At 57.8% G+C, this 18,991-nt stretch carries 16 protein-coding genes; 7 read left to right on the top strand and 9 right to left on the bottom strand.

What is annotated here, in order from left to right:
- Positions 1-8 precede the first annotated feature (8 nt).
- Positions 9-1,601: an ABC transporter substrate-binding protein gene (locus KOSB73_RS15485; RefSeq protein ID WP_049131779.1), complete on the bottom strand. Its 1,593-nt coding sequence runs from the start codon at positions 1,599-1,601 to the stop codon at positions 9-11.
- Positions 1,602-1,714: 113 nt separating this feature from the next.
- Here KOSB73_RS15485 and pepT point away from each other — a divergent pair, with 113 nt between their 5' ends.
- Entirely contained in the window at positions 1,715-2,944 is a 1,230-nt protein-coding gene (pepT, locus tag KOSB73_RS15480; RefSeq protein WP_064342609.1) for a peptidase T, read from the top strand.
- Here the strand turns inward: pepT and tehB are convergent.
- Positions 2,941-3,537: a tellurite resistance methyltransferase TehB gene (gene tehB, locus KOSB73_RS15475; protein ID WP_004138955.1), complete on the bottom strand. Its 597-nt coding sequence runs from the start codon at positions 3,535-3,537 to the stop codon at positions 2,941-2,943. The two genes, pepT and tehB, sit on opposite strands and share 4 nt — an antisense overlap.
- Positions 3,538-3,539: 2 nt before the next feature.
- A complete protein-coding gene (tehA, locus tag KOSB73_RS15470) occupies positions 3,540-4,538 on the bottom strand; it encodes a dicarboxylate transporter/tellurite-resistance protein TehA (RefSeq protein ID WP_098140655.1) in 999 nt (332 codons plus the stop codon).
- A 110-nt stretch (positions 4,539-4,648) separates the two neighbouring features.
- On the opposite strand from tehA, the gene ydcK reads away from it, so the two are divergent.
- Entirely contained in the window at positions 4,649-5,629 is a 981-nt protein-coding gene (gene ydcK / locus KOSB73_RS15465; RefSeq protein WP_098140654.1) for a YdcK family protein, read from the top strand.
- Between the two features lie 95 nt (positions 5,630-5,724).
- Here the strand turns inward: ydcK and rimL are convergent, their stop codons facing one another.
- The 5 genes from rimL to hglS form a co-directional block, all read right to left on the bottom strand.
- Complete coding sequence (gene rimL / locus KOSB73_RS15460; protein ID WP_004138964.1) at positions 5,725-6,309, bottom strand: 50S ribosomal protein L7/L12-serine acetyltransferase; 585 nt, start codon at positions 6,307-6,309, stop codon at positions 5,725-5,727.
- A gap of 75 nt (positions 6,310-6,384) precedes the next feature.
- Positions 6,385-8,040 (bottom strand): glucan biosynthesis protein D, encoded by a 1,656-nt coding sequence (locus KOSB73_RS15455; RefSeq protein ID WP_049086041.1) that lies wholly within the window; start codon positions 8,038-8,040, stop codon positions 6,385-6,387.
- Between the two features lie 270 nt (positions 8,041-8,310).
- The gene (gene ycaC, locus KOSB73_RS15450) at positions 8,311-8,934 is read right to left on the bottom strand and encodes an isochorismate family cysteine hydrolase YcaC (protein ID WP_004138968.1); all 624 of its coding nucleotides are present in this window, start codon (positions 8,932-8,934) and stop codon (positions 8,311-8,313) included.
- A gap of 172 nt (positions 8,935-9,106) precedes the next feature.
- Entirely contained in the window at positions 9,107-10,615 is a 1,509-nt protein-coding gene (locus KOSB73_RS15445; protein ID WP_098140653.1) for a carboxylesterase/lipase family protein, read from the bottom strand.
- A gap of 42 nt (positions 10,616-10,657) precedes the next feature.
- The gene (hglS, locus tag KOSB73_RS15440; RefSeq protein WP_024358283.1) at positions 10,658-12,001 is read right to left on the bottom strand and encodes a 2-oxoadipate dioxygenase/decarboxylase HglS; all 1,344 of its coding nucleotides are present in this window, start codon (positions 11,999-12,001) and stop codon (positions 10,658-10,660) included.
- Positions 12,002-12,240: 239 nt separating this feature from the next.
- Here hglS and pcaH point away from each other — a divergent pair, with 239 nt between their 5' ends.
- The 5 genes from pcaH to KOSB73_RS15410 all read left to right on the top strand — a co-directional run bounded on the left by pcaH (position 12,241) and on the right by KOSB73_RS15410 (position 17,811).
- Positions 12,241-12,981 (top strand): protocatechuate 3,4-dioxygenase subunit beta, encoded by a 741-nt coding sequence (gene pcaH, locus KOSB73_RS15435; protein ID WP_004850552.1) that lies wholly within the window; start codon positions 12,241-12,243, stop codon positions 12,979-12,981.
- Entirely contained in the window at positions 12,978-13,598 is a 621-nt protein-coding gene (pcaG, locus tag KOSB73_RS15430; RefSeq protein WP_098140652.1) for a protocatechuate 3,4-dioxygenase subunit alpha, read from the top strand. The genes pcaH and pcaG overlap by 4 nt, the downstream gene beginning before the upstream one ends.
- A gap of 172 nt (positions 13,599-13,770) precedes the next feature.
- Positions 13,771-14,694: a LysR substrate-binding domain-containing protein gene (locus tag KOSB73_RS15425; protein WP_004138972.1), complete on the top strand. Its 924-nt coding sequence runs from the start codon at positions 13,771-13,773 to the stop codon at positions 14,692-14,694.
- A 292-nt stretch (positions 14,695-14,986) separates the two neighbouring features.
- A complete protein-coding gene (locus tag KOSB73_RS15415; RefSeq protein WP_024358285.1) occupies positions 14,987-17,359 on the top strand; it encodes a glucose/quinate/shikimate family membrane-bound PQQ-dependent dehydrogenase in 2,373 nt (790 codons plus the stop codon).
- A 173-nt stretch (positions 17,360-17,532) separates the two neighbouring features.
- Positions 17,533-17,811 carry a hypothetical protein gene (locus KOSB73_RS15410; protein WP_004138973.1) on the top strand — a complete coding sequence of 93 codons (279 nt, stop codon included), beginning with the start codon at positions 17,533-17,535 and terminating at the stop codon, positions 17,809-17,811.
- 51 nt (positions 17,812-17,862) lie between these two features.
- Here the strand turns inward: KOSB73_RS15410 and KOSB73_RS15405 are convergent, their stop codons facing one another.
- Complete coding sequence (locus KOSB73_RS15405) at positions 17,863-18,981, bottom strand: S-(hydroxymethyl)glutathione dehydrogenase/class III alcohol dehydrogenase (RefSeq protein WP_024358286.1); 1,119 nt, start codon at positions 18,979-18,981, stop codon at positions 17,863-17,865.
- Positions 18,982-18,991 lie beyond the last annotated feature (10 nt).

The following is an 18,991-nucleotide window of genomic DNA, read 5'->3' as shown; positions in this document are numbered from 1 at the left end:
TTAGCTGTTTATTTAATATCAACCTGATAAAAAATATGCTTGCCAAAGGGATCAATTTCATAACCGGAGACGTTTTTACGTACCGGTTCGAATATTGTTGAGTGGGCAATCATCACGGCCGGCATCTGGTCATGCATCATCTGCTGCGCCTGAAGATAGAGCGCTTCGCGTTTTTGGCGATCGGTTATCGATTTTGCTTCGGCAATAATTTTATCAAACGGCTGATAGCACCATTTTGCCGAGTTAGACCCGCCATTCGCCGACTGGCAGGTAAATAATGGGCCAAAGAAGTTATCCGGGTCACCGGTGGCGGTGGTCCAGCCCATCAGCGCCGCCTGATGTTCGCCATCCTTCACCCGCTTTAAGTATTCACCCCACTCATAGGTTGTGATTTTAGTTTGCACGCCGATTTTCGCCCAGTCGGCCTGAATCATCTCGGCCATACGTTTGGCGTTCGGATTATAGGGCCGCTGCACCGGCATTGCCCACAGATCGATGCTAATTGGCCCCGCAACGCCCGACTCCGCCAGCAGCGCTTTGGCCTTCTGCGGGTCGTATTCATAATCCTTAAGCTGGCTATTCGCGCTCCATACGCCCGGCGGCAGCAGGTTTTTCGCCGCCGTACCGGTACCGTGGAACACCGCTTCAATGATCGCCGGTTTATTAATCGCCATCGCTAAGGCCTGGCGCACCTTAACGTTGTCCAGCGGCGCTTTTTGGGTGTTAAAAGCAAGAAAGCCGGTGTTAAGGCCCGCTTTGCTCATCAGGTTGATCGCCTTGTTCTCTTTCATTCGCGGCAGATCGGCCGGATTGGGGAACGGCATCACCTGACACTCATTTTTCTCCAGTTTGGCGTAACGTACCGAGGCATCCGGCGTGATGCTAAAGATGAGACGATCGATATGCGCCTTCCCCTGCCAGTATTCCGGGAACGCGGTGAAAAGAATACGGGAATCTTTTTGATATTGAGCGAGTTTGAAAGGACCGGTGCCAATCGGATCCATATCCACGCGCTCTGGCGTACCGGCTTTTAACATCGCATCGGCATATTCCGCTGATAAAATAGAGGCGAAATACCAGGCAAGATCGGCGACAAATGGCGCTTCGGCATGGGCCAACGTGAAACGCACCGTATATTCATCGGGCTTATCAATTGCGGTAATTAACTGGCCAAATTCCAGGCTCTCAAAATTTGAATAATTACCGCTGGAGATATTGTGATAAGGGTGTTGAGGATCCTTTTGCCGCATAAATGAAAAAACAACGTCATCGGCATTAAAATCTCGGCTGGGTTTAAAATATTTATTGCTCTGGAATTTAACGCCTTTGCGTAAATGGAAAGTATAAACTTTGCCATCTTCGCTGACTTCCCAGCTTTCGGCGAGGCTCGGCACCAGTTCCGTGGTGCCGGCTTTAAAATCGACCAGCCGGTTATAAACGGGCACCGCGCTGGCGTCCACGCTGGTCCCGGAGGTGTAGAGTTGAGGGTTAAAATTTTCCGGCGACCCTTCTGAACAGTAGACCAGCGTTTTTGCGCTAATGGCCGAGCTGGCCGTCAGGGCCGCTAACGCCAGAGCAAGCGTCGTGAATCTGCGTTGCATAGGTTTTCCTTTTTAATTTGTCAGCTAATGAATAGCTTGTTGTTTTCCCTTCCATACATAACACTAAAGACTGATTGCAAACACCTGAAAACTCGAATAAAGAAGGAATCACTATGTCATCAGCCCTGGCCAGTCAATTAACCCAACGCTTCTTTCGCTACCTGGCGATCACCAGCCAAAGCGACCCGCGAGCCGCGACTTTGCCCACCACCGCCGGGCAACACGCGATGGCGCGGGCCCTTGCGGATGAGCTACGCCAGCTGGGGCTGGATGAGATTGTGATCGACGAGCACGCTACCGTCACGGCGGTGAAAAGAGGCAATGTCGCAGACGCGCCGCGGATTGGCTTTATTACCCATATCGATACCGTTGACGTCGGGCTGTCGCCGGATATTCATCCACAAATCCTGCGTTTTACTGGTGAAGACCTCTGTTTGAACAGAGAAAAAGAGATCTGGCTGCGCGTCGCTGAGCATCCCGAAATCCTCGCTTATCCCGATGAAGAGATTATTTTTAGCGACGGTACCAGCGTGCTCGGGGCGGATAACAAATCCGCCGTGACGGTAGTGATGACGGTACTGGAGAACCTGACGCCAGAGCACCGCCACGGCGATATCGTGGTGGCGTTTGTGCCGGATGAGGAAGTGGGCCTGCGCGGTGCAAAAGCGCTGGATCTCTCGCGTTTTGCCGTCGATTTTGCCTGGACCATCGACTGCTGCGAGCTCGGGGAGATCGTCTATGAGAACTTTAACGCCGCCGCCGCGGAAATTCGCTTTACCGGCGTGACCGCCCACCCGATGTCGTCAAAAGGGGTGCTGGTGAATCCGCTGCTGATGGCCACCGATTACATGAGCCATTTCGATCGCCAGCAAACGCCGGAGCATACCGCCGGACGTGAGGGCTACGTGTGGTTTAACGGCATCCAGGGCGATCAGAACAGCACCCTGCTGCAGGCCAGCATTCGCGATTTCGACCTTGAAAGCTTTACTCGCCGTAAGCAGCAGATTGGCGAGGTGGCGCAGAAAATCGCCGCGCAGTATCCCACGGGCAATGTGGAATACCAGGTGAGCGATATTTACAGCAATATCAGCAACGCCGTTGGCGAAGACCGCCGCGCGATTGACCTGCTATTTGAAGCGATGGAAAGCTTGGGCATCACGCCAAAACCGACGCCGATGCGCGGCGGCACCGACGGCGCGGCCCTGTCGGCAAAAGGCGTATTAACGCCCAATTTCTTTACCGGCGCGCACAACTTCCACTCAAAATTTGAGTTTCTGCCGCTGCGCGCCTTTGAGGCCTCTTATCAGACCGCGCTACAGCTCTGCCTGTTAGCGGCGCGTTAAGCCGGCTTGCGCGCCAGCATCGTGGCGAAACGCAGCTTAATCCGCTTACCGCTGGCGTCGGTGCGGTGGAGTTCACCGACGTCTTCGTTATATTTGAGCAACGCCCAGCCTGCATAATAGTTGCGCAGCTCTTCCGGTTTAAACGCGAACGGGAAACCAACGGTGCACGGAAAATCGTCGGTATCCATGGCCGCAACAATCAGATTGTAGCCGCCGGGACGGGTGCAGCGCTGCATGTTGGCAATCAGACCCGGGATAGTCTTCGCTTCCAGGAACATCATCACCACGGTCGAAAGAATAAAGTCATACTCGCCGTCAAAGCTGAGGGCGTTAAGGTCCTTAATCGCCGTCCGCAGATTCTCCAGCCCTTCCGCCTGACGAATACGTTCAAGATTGCTGATGCTGGCCGGATTTTTATCCCACGCGGTAACGTCAAACCCGTTGGCCGCCAGGTAGAGGCTATTGCGCCCGTTGCCGCAGCCCAGATCCAGCGCCTTGCCCGGCGCGATCAGCGTGGCGGCGTGCAGCACCTCGGAGTGGGTGCGGGTCATTCCGTATTTGTCGGTGAAGTAATTTTCGTCGCGAAGAGTCATGGTTAATCCTTGTTTTTTAATAACGTGTCGCGTTCGACGCGAATCAGCAGTTTACCGCGCATCAGCAGCAGGAAGGTACGAATCAGCAGCAGCCCAACGATCAGATTGGTAAAGAGAAACAGCGGGAGCGCGAGAGTGTGGAAAAAGCCGTCCGGATGCTGATGACCGAGATGCAGGCCGGTGGTCGCCAGCGCGGAAACGCCGAACGAGAAGCTCCAGAACGAGGCGTTAAACGGCTGGCGCAGGTACCACGGCATCAGACGCAGCATAAACAGCAGCTGGAGCAGACCATAGCCGAACAGCAGCTTAGCAAAGGTATCCGCCTCGCCGCCGTTCACGCTCAGCCAGGCGCTGCACGCCACCAGCGCCGGAGCCAGCTGAATGCCGAGCGAGGTGCGCATGGCCATCGGCAGTTCGCCGTCGCTGCGCAGGCGTTGCAGAATCACCGGTTCAAGGCTAAGCCAGGAGAATAAGCCGGCGCCGAGAAACACCAGCCCGGCGTCGGTAAAGCCCAGCGCGCCGCAGGCCATAGCGCTGATAAAGTTGTTTGCCACCGTCGGCAGATAGAGGCCCGGGGTGGTCGCCTCGCTGGGATGGCTCCCCCGCCATAGCCCGGCGCTCTGCCAGGCCGCGTAGCTCAGTTGCAATACTACGCCAATGCTGAATAACACCAGAGACAGCGGACGCAGCCAGGGTACGAAACCGATAGCGACCAGCATCGTGGTGGCCGGAAACAGGCTGACAAAACTGCTGGCGACCGGATGGCGCATCTCCTGTAGTACGCTGTGCGGGAAACGGACTGCCCGGCCGATAAACGCCAGCGCCAGCAGCACCCAGACAACCGTCGCCGCGACCACCAGACCGTCGCCGACGATCCGGCTCACCGGCCAGATCGTGCTGGCGTAGCGCCAGGCGAAGCCCATGCCGATAAGACCCAGAACCATACCAAAATAGCCCGCCGGAAGATTCAGCACCCGGCTCGCGCCCTGCTTTTTATTCATTTTGTTTAAACTTTCAATTTATCTTAAGTTGCATTCTAAAAGAACCTTCAAAAACGCGCTACGGCGTTTTTTGCTATGTTTATGTTAACCATATGTAATGAGTAAGACCGATGCGCAAATATTCCCTCAGCGAACAGGTTCGCCCGTTTCACTACCAGACAGACGGCATTAAACATAGCGTAAATCTGCGGCAAATTGTCGCCTTGCGAGATTTCGCCGATGTGAAAACCGGCGACGAAGGCGGCTGGATCGATGATGAGGCCGCCCTGAGCCACGACGGCGAGTGCTGGATTTATGACGCCAATAGCGCCGTTTTTGCCGGTGCGAAAATCGAGGGCAACGCGCGCTTAACCGGCGAGTGCATTATCAGCATGGGGGCGATCGTTAGCGATAATGCCCGACTGGATAGCGTACACGTTAGCCACTGTGCGCGATTAAGTGACAACGTCACCGCTTCGCATTCGCAGATTCGCGGTTATTGTCACCTGGCCGACAATGCGCGCATCCTCCCCCATTGTCATATTATCGCCGCCCGAGGCCTGACCGCCGACAATGATAAAATCCTGCGCATTTATCAGCGGGCGACGGTCAGCGCATCGCGAATCGTTCACCAGGCGCAAATTTACGGCGACGCCTTTGTCGAACACGCGTTTGTTGAGCATCGGGCGGAAATCTTCGACCAGGCGCGGCTGGAAGGCAACGATGAGAACGACGTCTGGGTCTGCGATAACGCCAGGGTATACGGGAACGCGAAGATTATCGCCGGTCGTGAAGAGGACGCCATCCCCACCCTGCGCTACAGTTCACAGGTGGCTGAGCACGCGGTGGTCGAAGGAAATTGCCTGCTGAAGCATTGGGTGATGGTCGGCGGGCATGCGCACCTGCGCGGCGGGCCGATCCTGCTTGACGATAGCGTGTTAATTGAAGGCCATGCGGTCATTTGCGGCGATGTGGTGATTGAACATCAGGTGACGATCGGCGATCGGGCGCGAATTGAGGCCAGCGCGGGCGACGCCATTTATATCCGCGGGGAGAAAGTGATAAACGGCGACGAGCATTTTACCCGCACGCCCATCGTCGGCTTTCTTTAACGCGTGGTTTATTATGCGCTCTGGTTCCCGGGGGCGGCGCTCAACGCGCCTTGCCCGGGCTGCATGTCCGGACGGCCTGTAGCCCGGGTAAGGCGTCAGCCGCGACCCGGGAACTGCTCAGAGCGACAATCAATAATGCGCCCGTAGATATTCTGGTCATCATACGAACCGTTCAGATACTCGGCCTGCTTCAGACACCCTTCGAGGGTGAAACCGTTACGCAGGGCGACCTGATTGCTTCTCTGGTTTGCTACCCGACATTTAATGACGAAGCGTCGGACCGTCCCGCTGCGGGCAAAAGAGTCCATCAGCGCCTGTAGCGCCTGAGAGAGCAGCCCCTGCCCCTGATGGCTCTCATCAATCCAGTAGCCGATGTAGGCGGTCTTATTGATCGGCTCAATCTGGTTAAACGACAGCACGCCGACGATCTCTTCCTGCAGAAAGAGCAAAAACATTTTGGCGTAGCCGCGCTGGTGCAGCATCACGTTGCCCTGCACGTGGCGGCGGGTTTCGTCTTCGTGACTCACGTCAGCGGGCCAGCTCAGCGATTGCTGGAGCCAGCGCTGGTTTTTCATCACCAATTGGTGCAGTTCCGTCACGTAGCGCTCATCCACCGCGCGCAGAGAGAGCGATGCGGTGACGGGAATGCGTTCGATCGAAGCGGTATTTTCGGCAGACATGGCGCACTCTGATTAATCGTCTGATAAAAAGAGAAACGCCCGCAGAGTCACCTCGGCGGGCGGAGTGACGGGCTATTACTTCATGACCCGGTCATCGACATAGTTGCGTTTATCCGGCGCTGGCGGGAAGTACTGATACAGCCAGGTTTCGCTGATCGCCTCCCCCTGACAGCGCAGGAACATGCGCATCTCGACGGGATCGGTCGAATCAGAGGTCGGGTACCAGTCAAACTGGATACGATAGCCATCAAACGGTTCCACGTAGAGAATCTCTATCTGCTTAGCTTCGCCGCTCGACAGGGTAATCACCGGCTCGATGCCTCTTGGCGCAGCGGCCTTCAGGTCTCCGCCGACAAAATCAATGGCAAAACGACGGGTCCATTTATCCGGGTAATGCTCACCCGGCGCCCAGCCTTCAGGGAAACCGCCCATGCCGGTACGCGTCGCCAGCACCCGCGCCAGCGGCGAACGGACCGGCGGCTGCGCGCTCCAGTAGAGACGATAGCGGAAGTCCAGTTCATCCCCGGCCTTCACCGGTTTCTCCGGCTGCCAGAAGCACACGATATTGTCCAGCGTTTCGCCGGTCGTCGGGATCTCCATCAGGTTGACGGCCCCTTTGCCCCACTGGTTGCGCGGCTCCACCCACAGGCTTGGGCGTTTGTTATACCAGCCCATAATGTCCTGATAGTGGGAGAAGTCGCGGTCCAGCTGCAGCAGGCCAAAACCGCGCGGATTTTTATCCTGGAAAGCGTTGAACTGCAGCTTCTGCGGGTTGTTCAGCGGACGGCACACCCATTCGCCGTTGCCCAGCCACATCGACAGGCGGTCGGAGTCGTGGATCTGCGGATGGATAGTGTCGCACATCCGCCGTTCGTTATTGCCGCAGCTGAACATACTGGTCATCGGCGCGATGCCCAGCTGTTTGATGTCTTTACGCGCGTAGATGTGGTTTTCCACATCCATAATCACCTGCGTCTCCTGACAGTTCACGACGAACTTATAGGCGCCGGTGACGCTTGGGCTGTCGAGCAGCGCATAGACGGTAAATACCGTCGCCCCCGGTTTAACGGTCTCAAACCAGAAAGAGGTGAAGTCAGGGAACTCTTCCGGCGTATCGGTAAAGGTATCGATCGCCAGGCCGCGGGCTGACAGTCCATATTGATACGTGCTGTCCACCGCACGGAAATAGCTCGCGCCGAGGAAGGCGACGATATCGCGACGCGCCAGCTCCGGCGCTTTAAATACGCGGAATCCGGCAAAGCCGAGATCGCTCTGGCCTTCCAGCTGTTTGGTGTCGACGCCGGCGTCATTATATTTAAACAGCTCAGGGCGGAAGTGAATTTCCCGCGCCTGCTGGGTTTGTGAATCCAGGGAGAACATCCGCACGCGGCGGCGGAACCCCATCCCCACGTGGAAGAACTGAATGTCCAGCTTGCGCTCTTCAATATTATTCCACAGCGAATGCGCAGCGTCGTACTGAATGCTGTTGTAGGCCTGGGGGGTCAGGTTTGCCAGGGTTGGCGGCAGATCGCGCGGCGCGCCGCCCCAGGGCTGACGCGCAAGATCGTGGGCCATCGACTGGAGTACGGAGTAGTCAAAGCGACGGGTCTGACCGTCGGCAATTCCTGAGTCCTCGGCGAATGCGGCTTTCGAGAATAGAGAGGCGACTCCTGACGTTCCGCATACGGCGGCAACAGCCATGGAGGATTTGAGAAAACGTCTGCGGTTCATGCCTGAGAGAGCATCCTTCTTCATATGTGAATTGAGACGCGACGTAACAAACCCATGCGTCGTGAATGTCGCTCACTCTAGACAAAAACGATTGATAATCCAATTGTTGACGGCAGAAATGCGTGAAAAAAATATGTCCACCGGACCAGACCGAATTGCCGATATCCACAGGGCGGCGATGATTCCGCCAGGCGGCGACGCTTCATACGAAATACAGCGCCAGCGAAACCTGAAGGGAAGCGGCCAGACGAACGCTGACCGCGAGAGCGACTATTTTTGCTGCAGAAGGTTAAAACTGGTCATCAGGTTGCGATAGTCCGGGATATGGTTAGAGAACAGCGTCCCTAGCCCTTCAACATCATTCCGCCAGTCGCGGTGTAGTTCGCAGGCAACGCCAAACCACGACATCAGCTGCACCCCAGCCTGCGACATACGATCCCAGGCGGCATCGCGGGTAATGGGGTTGAAGGTACCGGAAGCGTCGGTCACGACAAAGACATCAAAGCCCTCTTCGATGGCCGACAGCGCCGGAAATGCCACGCAGACTTCCGTCACCACCCCGGCGATGATCAGCTGCTTCTTGCCCGTCGCTTTCACCGCCTTCACAAAATCGTCGTTATCCCAGGCGTTAATATTGCCCGGCCGCGCGATATAGGGCGCATCCGGAAACTGCGCTTTTAACTCCGGCACCAGCGGACCGTTCGGACCGTTCTCGAAGCTGGTGGTTAAGATGGTCGGCAGAGCGAAGTACTTCGCCAGGTCGCCAAGGGCAAGGACGTTGTTCTTGAATTTATCGGGATCTATATCGCGCACGAGAGAGAGCAATCCGGTCTGGTGATCGACCAGCAGCACGGCGGCATCATTTTTATCCAGACGAACATACGGTTTGGCCATGATTTCATCCTCATTTCAGCAGCACATTTTCCGTCAGAACCCCGGTTCCGCGGATGTAGGGTTAACAGCACCGATCATAGTGTAACCACTGGCTGAGGATTAGCCGCCGAAAGTGGGACGCATCGTCCCACTGACAGAACGCGCAGCGGCTCAGGGCATCTTCCAGGCAACGTTAATCCAGGGTCACATGATGCTTCATCACCCGACGAAACAGCGCCAGCCGCGCGCGCATAAAGCGGTTTTCCACCTTAAAACCAGCGCGTTTATGCAGGCCAATACGCAACAAACGATCCCGACCGCGCACGCTGGCGGGCCAGCGCACCGGCCCCTGGAGATCGTGGCAGCCGTTACCGGCCATGCGGGCGAAGTTAGCCCAATAGTCGGCGACCTGGCCGGCAAAGGTCCGGTCGCGATCGTTAGCATACTGGCGTACCGGCTCGGCAAGATCGAGGTTGTCAAAAACGTATGCCACTTCATTCCCGTGCCATGCGCCGTGCGGATAGGTCTGATGTTCCGCCTCGGCAACGTAGTCAAACCAGTAGCGCCAGCACGGTTGTCCTACCCGCTGCTGCGCCTGCATCACCACGTAGCCCAGAGTGGTGAACGCCATATCGCGGCAGACTTCGCGCCCCAGCGCTTCATCGCCTTTGACGCCGGGATACAGCAGTTTAATCAGTCCGAGACCCAAGCGGCGTTCGCGGCGAAGCTTCTGGATCTGTCCGGCGATATCGACGCCAAACACCGCCATAACGCTGGCCTCATCGCTGTTTGAACCTATCATCACCGGCAGCGGATGCTGACGCCCGCTAAAAAAAGTTTCCAGCATCGGCTGGGGCAGCACGGTATCGCCAACAATCGGCGCCGGGCCGATGGTCAGCGGCGCGGTTAGCGACCAGAACGCCTCTGCCGGAATCGCCCGCAGCTGTTCGGCGCTGGCCTGCGGTAAAGCGAAGTGCTCAGCGATAAGCTGCCCTTTGGCCAGCGCCTTTTCCCGCGGCAGATCCGGCAAGGTATAGCCGCTCTGGATAATCGCTTTATGGAACAGTCCCCGGGATTTCGGCGAAACCATGAGCGACAGCACGCTACGCGCCCCGGCGGACTCGCCGAACAGGGTGACGTTGGCCGCATCGCCGCCGAAAGCGTGAATGTTCTCCTGAACCCATTGCAGGGCGGCAATTTGGTCAAGCAGCGCGAAATTATAGATGCGCTCGCCCTCCTCTTCCTCCAGCGCCGGATGGGCAAAAAAGCCCAGGTGCCCCAGCCGGTAGTTGACGGTCACCACGACGACGTCACGGGAGGCTAAGGCTTTGCCGTCATAGGGCGGTAAACTTCCCGCGCCGATGGTATAGCCGCCGCCGTGCAGCCAGACCATCACCGGCAGCGGCTGCGCGCGCGAAGCGGGCGACCAGACGTTAAGGTAAAGGCAATCCTCGGAGAAGCTGCCAGGATCGCCGCCGCCGAGCTCACGACAGTATTCAATATCCTGCCAGCTGGAGGCCGAGAAAGTCTCCGCCCGGCGTACGCCCTGCCAGCGGGCGGCAGGCTGCGGTGTGCGCCAGCGGAGATCGCCGACGGGCGGCGCGGCATAGGGAATACCGCGCCAGATATGAATGTTCTCTTCCGAGGTGCCGGATAGAGTGCCCTGCCGGGTTTTCACCAGCGGGGTAGACGGATTCTGCATGGCCTGCTTCCTTTAACGACTCATGCCAGCAGAGTACTGATTTTACAGCAGACCGCAACGTCGTTTACTGCGCTCTTCCGCCTGCTGATAAAGGGCAAACTCATCGTAAACCGCACAGCCCAGCGCCTCCTCAAAGGCCTCGCGGCTGGCGTTGCCGTGGCTGCGGGCCTGTATCTCGTTACCCAGGTTAGACTGAAAAATCCCGGCGGCGCTGACCGGTAAAAAGTCTTCATAAATAATCGGTTGTGCGATAACCCAGCCGCGCTCAATCAACGGCTGCGGATCGTCGCCCGGACGAAAGGCCTGGCGGTGCGCCTCGCCGGCGGGCGTCAGGCGGTAGCGAAAGTACGCCAGCCCCTGCTGACGCAGCAGGAATTCGCTGTCCGGGAACGGGCTAAACACCTCCTGCAAATGACGCTGATGGTTAAGATTATCTTTGCCCACCCCCGCCTCGCTAAGCAGTCGGTCGTACAGAGCGCGGCCTTTGGGCGTCAAGGCGATGCCGCGCTGCTCTATTTCGCCAAAGCGCGCCGTATGGGTGCCTCGATGCTCCCCGGCAAACATCACCGGCTCTTCAAGGGCCTTAAAGCTGGTCTGGCGCAGCAAAATCGGCACATCGCGGCGCGGCGGGCCTTCTATTAACGCTTTCGGCGCGATACCGCATTCGGGCATCAGCGCCTGAACCCGGTCGATATCCAGCGTGCGCGGCGTCAGATGATTAATGTGGCAACCGGGGAAACAAACCACATCGGCAATCAGCCGGTGCTCTTCATGCAGCGCGTGGTAGGTTTCCTCATCGACGGTGGCATGTCGATGCCAGCGAAAGGTTTCCAGCGCCTGCTGCACAAATTCACGCGCCTCCGCGGCGGTGAACTCCCCCTTCTGTTCATGAAGCGCGATCAGTTCGCGACAGCGCGACGTGAAGATATCGCGCCGGGCAAGAATTTCCGCCGCCCGCTTGCGCAACGCCTCATTGGCGATCAGCTCAAGGCGCAGGAGCGAGGTAAAAACGCGAAACGGATTGCGCGCCAGCGCCGCGTCATCGATGGGGCGAAACGCGGTGGAGTGAACCGGCACGCCAGCCTGCGACAGATCGTAATAGCTAACGGGATACATGCCCATAATGGCAAACATGCGACGCAGGGTCGCCAGTTCCTCCGCCGTACCGACGCGGATCGCGCCGTGGCGTTCAACGTTTAGCCGCGCCAGCTCATCGGCGTTGGCCAGTTGTTCGTGCAGCGTCGGGTTATTCTCCAGTATGGCCAGGTTAACGTCGGCCACCAGCTCCAGTAGCGTCCCGTACTGCGGAACTTCCTGCTGGTACATCGCCGACATCGCCTGCGAAAAGCTTTCCCGAATCTCATCAGCCGTGATGGTGTTCGCCATGATGTCTTACCTCCAGTGAATTCTCCCTGGAGTGTAGGAAAGCTCTCTGAAGACGGCGGGAAGAATTTACAAACTGTGATGCCGGTAGCTGGCCGGTTTCTTTTCATCCGCTCACTTCATAACCACCGGTTATGTTAAACACCCTTTAATTTCACTTTAAATTAACAAAGCATTTACACACACTGCAAGTGGCGACATTACAACAACATGCCTCTCTACCGATAACACGGAGTCCCCTCATGAATGATAAATGGTCACCGCGCGAGGTCCTGCATCGCGACTACAGTAGCCATCCACCCGCCTACGCGCCGGGCTATAAAACCAGCGTACTGCGCTCGCCGCGCAATGCGCTCATTTCCCTGCAGAATTCACTTTCGGAGATCACCGGCCCGGTGTTCAGCAGCGACGATCTCGGCGCGCTGGATAACGACCTGATCCTCAACTACGCCAAAGACGGCCTGCCGATTGGCGAGCGGATTATCGTGCACGGCTACGTTCGCGATGGGTTTGGCCGGCCGATGAAAAATACGCTGGTCGAAGTCTGGCAGGCTAACGCGGGCGGCCGCTACCGGCATAAGAAAGATCAATATCTGGCGCCTATCGACCCGAACTTTGGCGGCTGCGGACGCGTGCTGACCGACGAGAACGGCTACTATTGTTTCCGTACCATCAAGCCCGGCCCCTACCCGTGGCGCAACCAGGTCAGCGACTGGCGTCCGGCGCATATTCACTTTTCGCTTTCCGGCGACGCCTGGGCGCAGCGTCTGATCACCCAGATGTATTTCGAGGGCGATCCGCTGATTAAACAGTGCCCTATTGTCAAAACCATCAATAACGATGATGCCATCAGAACGCTGATCGCCGAGCTGGATACCCATGCCGCCGTCCCGCTGGACTCTCTGGCCTACCGTTTTGATCTCGTGCTGCGCGGTCATCGCGCAACGCTGTTTGAAAACCGCACGCAGGGGGCCGCCCGATGAGAGATTTTTTACCTGAAACCGCTTCGCAAACCGCCGGTCCTTATGTGCATATCGGCCTGGCGCCGGACGCCGCGGGCTTTCATATCTTTGAGAGAAACTTTGGCCCGACGCTGACGACGGCCAACACCGAGGGCGAACGCATTACTATTGAAGGCAGAGTCATCGACGGCTCCGGCACCCCGGTGCGCGATGTGCTGCTGGAAATCTGGCAGGCCAACGCCGCCGGGCGCTATAACCATCCCGACGACCGACAGCAGGGTAAGAAGCTGGATACGGCGTTTCGCGGCTGGGGACGCAGCTGCTCGGACTTCACCAGCGGCGTCTGGCGCTTCGAAACCATTAAACCCGGGGCCGTTGTGGGCCGCGATGGTCGCACCATGGCGCCGCACGTCAATTTATGGGTGGTCGCCCGCGGGATTAATATTGGCCTCAACACGCGGATGTACTTCTCCGACGAACAGGATGCCAACCAGGCCGACCCGGTGCTGAATCTGATTGAGTGGGAAGTGCGCCGCCAGACCCTCATCGCCCAGCGCGAGGTGCGCGGGACGGAGATCGTGTATCGCTTCGATATTCATCTGCAGGGCGAAAACGAAACCGTCTTCTTCGATATCTGAGTTTTCACTTCCTTTTTCCGCCCCTGTTGGCCGGGGGCGGTACTTTACGGCAATGCCAATAAAATCAACTTGTAAAATAATAATATAAAATGTTAATAATATTTTGCTATGAAGTTAACAATTTTAAACACCCTTACTTGTCACCGGTACACCTCTGTTTTTAACATTGATTATGCAAAAAAATGGTCTTTTCAGTCAGCGCATTCGCTTGCGCCATCTACATACCTTCGTGGCCGTCGCTCAACAGGGAACTCTTGGGCGCGCGGCTGAAACCCTCAATCTGAGCCAACCGGCCTTATCCAAAACGCTGAACGAACTGGAGCAGCTCACCGGCACGCGGCTGTTTGAGCGTGGGCGGCTGGGCGCGCAGCTGACGCTGGTCGGCGAACAGTTTCTCACCCATGCGGTTAAAGTGCTCGACGCGCTCAATACCGCGGGTCAGGCGCTCAATCGTAAAGAAGGCCTCAACAGCGATATCGTACGCATCGGAGCGCTCCCCACCGCCGCGCTGGGGATCCTGCCCTCGGTGATCGGCCAATTCCATCAGCAGCAAAAAGATATCACCCTTCAGGTCGCCACCATGAATAACACCATGCTGCTGGCGGGGCTAAAATCGGGAGAAATCGATATCGGCATCGGGCGGATGTCCGATCCGGAGTTGATGAGCGGGTTGAACTATGAACTGCTGTTTCTCGAATCCCTGAAGCTGGTGGTTCGTCCGGGTCACCCGCTGCTGCAGGAAACCGTCACGCTGAGTCGGGTCATGGAGTGGCCGGTAGTGGTTTCGCCTAAAGGCACGCTGCCGCGACAGAACGCCGAAACCCTGCTGCAAAGCCAGGGCTGCAAAATTCCCACTGGCTGCATCGAGACGCTGTCGGCTTCCCTGTCGCGCCAGCTCACCGTCGACTATGACTACGTATGGTTTGTCCCCTCCGGCGCGGTTAAAGACGACCTGCGTCGTGGGATGCTGGCCGCGCTACCGGTGCCCACCCAGGGCGCGGGTGAACCAATAGGGATCCTCACGCGGGTGGACGCCACGCTCACTGCGGGTACGCAAACCCTGCTCAGCGCCATTCGTAAATCCATGCCCGTCTGAACACGATCTCCCCGGCTTCGCCCGTCGGGGAGAGATAATCCGCCCGTTTTCCCTGCTGCTGCCCGGTATTATTCATCACAATAATCAATTAGTGCGAAATCATTCATTAACAATTGCGTAAATTTCTTTAACAGATCTATCATATCCGCGATTTCACCAAATGGTTCACATGAAATCAATAATAGTAAAAATACCGCTTTTATGAAGGCCACTATCACTTCATTCAAAAGAGTTCACTTGAAAAATTGATTCATCTGGTTCACGCCTGTTCAGGGGTGGTTAAGGAGAAAAAATGGCAACTGACAACGCGCCGCGAGGGTTCCCCCGGATCCTGCAGTGGCTTCTCGCCGGGCTGATGCTGATCATCGGTCTGGCTATCGGTATTCTTGGTGCGAAGCTCGCCTCCGTCGGCGGGACGTTCTATTTTGCGCTGATGGGCCTGGTGATGGTTATCGCCGCGGTGCTCATCTTCCGCAGCCGCCGCGGCGGCATCATGCTGTACGCCGTTGCGTTTGTCGCATCGATCGTCTGGGCGATTAGCGACGCGGGCTGGACCTACTGGCCGCTATTCTCCCGCCTGTTCGCGCTCGGGGTCCTGGCCTTCCTTTGCGCGCTGGTCTGGCCGTTCCTTTCCCGCCAGCCGGCGAAAAAAGGGCCGGCGTTTGGCCTGGCTGCGGTGATCGCCGTGGCGCTGCTGGTCAGTTTCGCCTGGATGTTCAAATCCCAGCCGCTGGTCAGCGCCAGCGAAGCGGTGCCGGTCAAACCGGTCGCTGCGGACGAGCAGCAGAAAAACTGGGCGCACTGGGGCAACACCACCCACGGCGACCGTTTCGCCGCCCTCGACCAGATTAACAAACAGAACGTCGACCAGCTGCAGGTCGCCTGGATCGCCCATACCGGCGATATTCCGCAGAGCAATGGCTCCGGCGCGGAAGATCAGAACACCCCGCTGCAGATTGGCGATACGCTTTACGTCTGTACGCCCTACAGCAAAGTGCTGGCGCTGGATGTCGATAGCGGCAAAGAGAAGTGGCGCTACGATTCAAAAGCCACCGCCCCCAACTGGCAGCGCTGCCGTGGTTTAGGCTATTACGAAGATAGCCAGGCTCAGGTTTCCCCGGCCGCCGACGCGCAGCCGGCCGCCTGCTCCCGTCGCCTGTTCCTGCCTACCACCGACGCCCGTCTGATCGCTATTGATGCCGACAACGGCAAACTGTGCGACGCCTTTGGCGACCACGGTATCGTTGATCTGAGCATTGGCATGGGCGAGATCAAAGCGGGTTACTACCAGCAAACCTCCACGCCGCTGGTGGCGGGTAATGTCGTGGTCGTTGGCGGTCGCGTGGCGGATAACTTCTCCACCGGCGAGCCTCCGGGCGTTGTTCGCGCCTATGACGTCCACACCGGGAAACTGGCGTGGGCATGGGATCCGGGCAACCCGGCGCTGACCGGCGAACCGCCGGCAGGCCAGACCTATACGCGCGGCACGCCGAACGTCTGGTCGGCCATGTCCTACGACGCGAAGCTGAATCTGATTTATCTGCCGACCGGTAACGCGACGCCGGACTTCTTTGGCGGCGAACGTACCGCGCTTGACGATAAATACAGTTCATCCATCGTGGCCGTTGACGCCACGACCGGCCAGGTCCGCTGGCATTATCAGACCACCCATCACGATCTGTGGGACTTCGACCTGCCTTCCCAGCCGCTGCTGTACGATCTGCCTGACGGTAAAGGCGGCACCACGCCGGTGCTGGTGCAAACCAGTAAGCAGGGCATGATCTTTATGCTTAACCGCGCCACCGGTGAACCGGTCGCTAAAGTCGAAGAACGTCCGGTACCGGCCGGCAACGTTAAAGGCGAGCGTTACTCGCCTACCCAGCCTTACTCCGTCGGTATGCCGATGATTGGCAACGAGACGCTGACCGAGTCGGATATGTGGGGCGCGACGCCTGTCGACCTGCTGCTGTGCCGCATCCAGTTTAAAGAGATGCGCCACCAGGGCGTCTTCACCCCGCCGGGCGAGGATCGTTCGCTGCAGTATCCCGGCTCGCTGGGCGGGATGAACTGGGGCAGCGTGTCGGTTGACCCGAATAACAGCCTGATATTCGTCAACGATATGCGCCTTGGCCTCGCCAACTATATGGTGCCGCGCGCCAAAGTGGCGAAGGACGCCAGCGGTATCGAAATGGGGATCGTGCCGATGGAAGGCACGCCGTTCGGCGCCATGCGCGAGCGTTTCCTGTCGCCGCTGGGCATTCCATGCCAGAAACCACCGTTCGGCACTCTGTCAGCGGTTGATTTGAAAACCGGCAAACTGGTGTGGCAGGTTCCGGTAGGCACCGTTGAGGACACCGGCCCGCTGGGGATCCGCATGCATATGCCAATCCCTATCGGCATGCCGACGCTGGGCGCGTCGTTATCAACCCAGTCCGGTCTGCTGTTCTTTGCGGGCACCCAGGACTTCTACCTGCGCGCGTTTGATACCGCCAACGGGAAAGAGATCTGGAAATCGCGTCTGCCGGTCGGCAGCCAGTCCGGGCCGATGACCTACGTATCGCCGAAAACCGGTAAACAGTACATCATCATCAACGCGGGCGGCGCTCGCCAGTCGCCGGATCGCGGCGATTACATCATCGCCTACGCGCTCCCGGAGCAGAAGTAACCCTCAGGGCCCCAATCGGGGCCCTTTTTTGCTGGCAAAGTACGTAGCCAGGGCATTGCCCGATAGCGCGATATAAAAATCGTCTTCGCATCTCCCCCCAGCAAGCCATTCTTATTCCGTCATGTTATTATTGCGAATGGTTATCAATAATAAATACTGAACAAGGATAATGGATGAAGCGTTCAACCTGCCGCCTGCTCGCAGGCGCCATCATGTCGATAGCGGCCGCCTCAGCTCAGGCTTTACAAGCCCCGGAAGTGGACCTGCGCGATCCGGCGATTTGGGAGGAGAAAGCGGCGTCTCCGCTCACCGCTCACCCGCAGCCCTGCGAGGTGTTCAGCGGCCCGCACTGCGCGGTCTGGGATGATGAGAAGTCGGATATTCAGCGCGAACGAGAGCGGCGGGAACAGCGGCGCTGGCAGAATGGTTATGAAAACCTGCGGCGGGAATAATCCCGCTTAAACGATAACCCGGGCACGCCCGGGTTATTTATTACCTGAAAATCAATTCTCGCCGAAATGAATAACGGTACGAATGGATTTACCTTCGTGCATCAGGTCAAAGGCTTCGTTGATGCGGTCCAGCGGCATGCGGTGGGTAATAAACGGGTCGAGGCGGATTTTGCCCGCCATCGCCTCTTCTACCATTCCCGGCAGCTGCGTGCGCCCTTTCACGCCGCCGAACGCGGAGCCGCGCCAGACGCGCCCGGTCACCAGTTGGAATGGACGGGTTTTAATCTCCTGACCCGCGCCAGCGACGCCGATAATCACGCTTTCGCCCCAGCCTTTGTGGCAGCATTCCAGCGCGGCGCGCATCACGTTGACGTTACCGATACACTCGAAGCTGAAGTCGACGCCGCCGTCGGTGAGTTCAACAATCACATCCTGAACCGGCTTATCGTAATCATTCGGGTTGATAAAGTCGGTGGCACCCATCTCTCTCGCGAGGGTGAATTTTTCCGGGTTGGTATCCACCGCCAGAATGCGCCCGGCTTTCGCCTGTACCGCCCCCTGGATCACCGCCAGACCGATCCCGCCGAGGCCGAAGACGGCGACGGTATCGCCCTCTTTTACTTTCGCCGTATTGTGCACCGCGCCGATGCCGGTCGTGACGCCGCAGCCCAGCAGGCAAACTTTGTCCAGCGGCGCCTGCGGGTTCACTTTCGCCAGCGAAATTTCAGCCACCACGGTGTATTCGCTGAAGGTGCTGGTGCCCATATAGTGATAAATCGGTTCGCCGTTGTAGGAGAAACGCGTGGTGCCGTCCGGCATCAGGCCCTTACCCTGGGTGGCGCGGACCGCCTGGCAGAGGTTGGTTTTGCCTGATTTACAGAACTTACATTCGCGGCATTCAGCGGTATACAAAGGAATAACGTGGTCGCCCGGCTGCAGGCTGGTCACGCCTTCCCCGACTTCGACGACAATCCCGCCGCCTTCATGGCCCAGCACCGCCGGGAAAACGCCTTCCGGATCGTCGCCTGAGAGGGTAAAGGCATCGGTGTGGCATACGCCGGTATGGGTTATCTTGACCAGTACTTCGCCTTTTTTCGGCGGCGCGACGTCAATCTCAACGATTGAAAGCGGCTGGCCCGGGCCAAACGCGACGGCTGCACGTGATTTCATATCTCTCTTC

The organism is Klebsiella grimontii (assembly GCF_900200035.1).
GTDB lineage: Bacteria > Pseudomonadota > Gammaproteobacteria > Enterobacterales > Enterobacteriaceae > Klebsiella > Klebsiella grimontii.
The sequence above is the reverse complement of the archived record's forward strand: the minus strand, read 5'-3'. Positions and strand labels throughout refer to the sequence as shown.

Excerpts from the sequence above, each read along its gene's own strand:
- KOSB73_RS15485 (WP_049131779.1), bottom strand. The coding sequence starts at position 1,601 with ATGCAACGCAGATTCACGACGCTTGCTCTGGCGTTAGCGGCCCTGACG.
- pepT (WP_064342609.1), top strand. The coding sequence starts at position 1,715 with ATGTCATCAGCCCTGGCCAGTCAATTAACCCAACGCTTCTTTCGCTAC.
- tehB (WP_004138955.1), bottom strand. The coding sequence starts at position 3,537 with ATGACTCTTCGCGACGAAAATTACTTCACCGACAAATACGGAATGACC.
- tehA (WP_098140655.1), bottom strand. The coding sequence starts at position 4,538 with ATGAATAAAAAGCAGGGCGCGAGCCGGGTGCTGAATCTTCCGGCGGGC.
- ydcK (WP_098140654.1), top strand. The coding sequence starts at position 4,649 with ATGCGCAAATATTCCCTCAGCGAACAGGTTCGCCCGTTTCACTACCAG.
- rimL (WP_004138964.1), bottom strand. The coding sequence starts at position 6,309 with ATGTCTGCCGAAAATACCGCTTCGATCGAACGCATTCCCGTCACCGCA.
- KOSB73_RS15455 (WP_049086041.1), bottom strand. The coding sequence starts at position 8,040 with ATGAACCGCAGACGTTTTCTCAAATCCTCCATGGCTGTTGCCGCCGTA.
- ycaC (WP_004138968.1), bottom strand. The coding sequence starts at position 8,934 with ATGGCCAAACCGTATGTTCGTCTGGATAAAAATGATGCCGCCGTGCTG.
- KOSB73_RS15445 (WP_098140653.1), bottom strand. The coding sequence starts at position 10,615 with ATGCAGAATCCGTCTACCCCGCTGGTGAAAACCCGGCAGGGCACTCTA.
- hglS (WP_024358283.1), bottom strand. The coding sequence starts at position 12,001 with ATGGCGAACACCATCACGGCTGATGAGATTCGGGAAAGCTTTTCGCAG.
- pcaH (WP_004850552.1), top strand. The coding sequence starts at position 12,241 with ATGAATGATAAATGGTCACCGCGCGAGGTCCTGCATCGCGACTACAGT.
- pcaG (WP_098140652.1), top strand. The coding sequence starts at position 12,978 with ATGAGAGATTTTTTACCTGAAACCGCTTCGCAAACCGCCGGTCCTTAT.
- KOSB73_RS15425 (WP_004138972.1), top strand. The coding sequence starts at position 13,771 with ATGCAAAAAAATGGTCTTTTCAGTCAGCGCATTCGCTTGCGCCATCTA.
- KOSB73_RS15415 (WP_024358285.1), top strand. The coding sequence starts at position 14,987 with ATGGCAACTGACAACGCGCCGCGAGGGTTCCCCCGGATCCTGCAGTGG.
- KOSB73_RS15410 (WP_004138973.1), top strand. The coding sequence starts at position 17,533 with ATGAAGCGTTCAACCTGCCGCCTGCTCGCAGGCGCCATCATGTCGATA.
- KOSB73_RS15405 (WP_024358286.1), bottom strand. The coding sequence starts at position 18,981 with ATGAAATCACGTGCAGCCGTCGCGTTTGGCCCGGGCCAGCCGCTTTCA.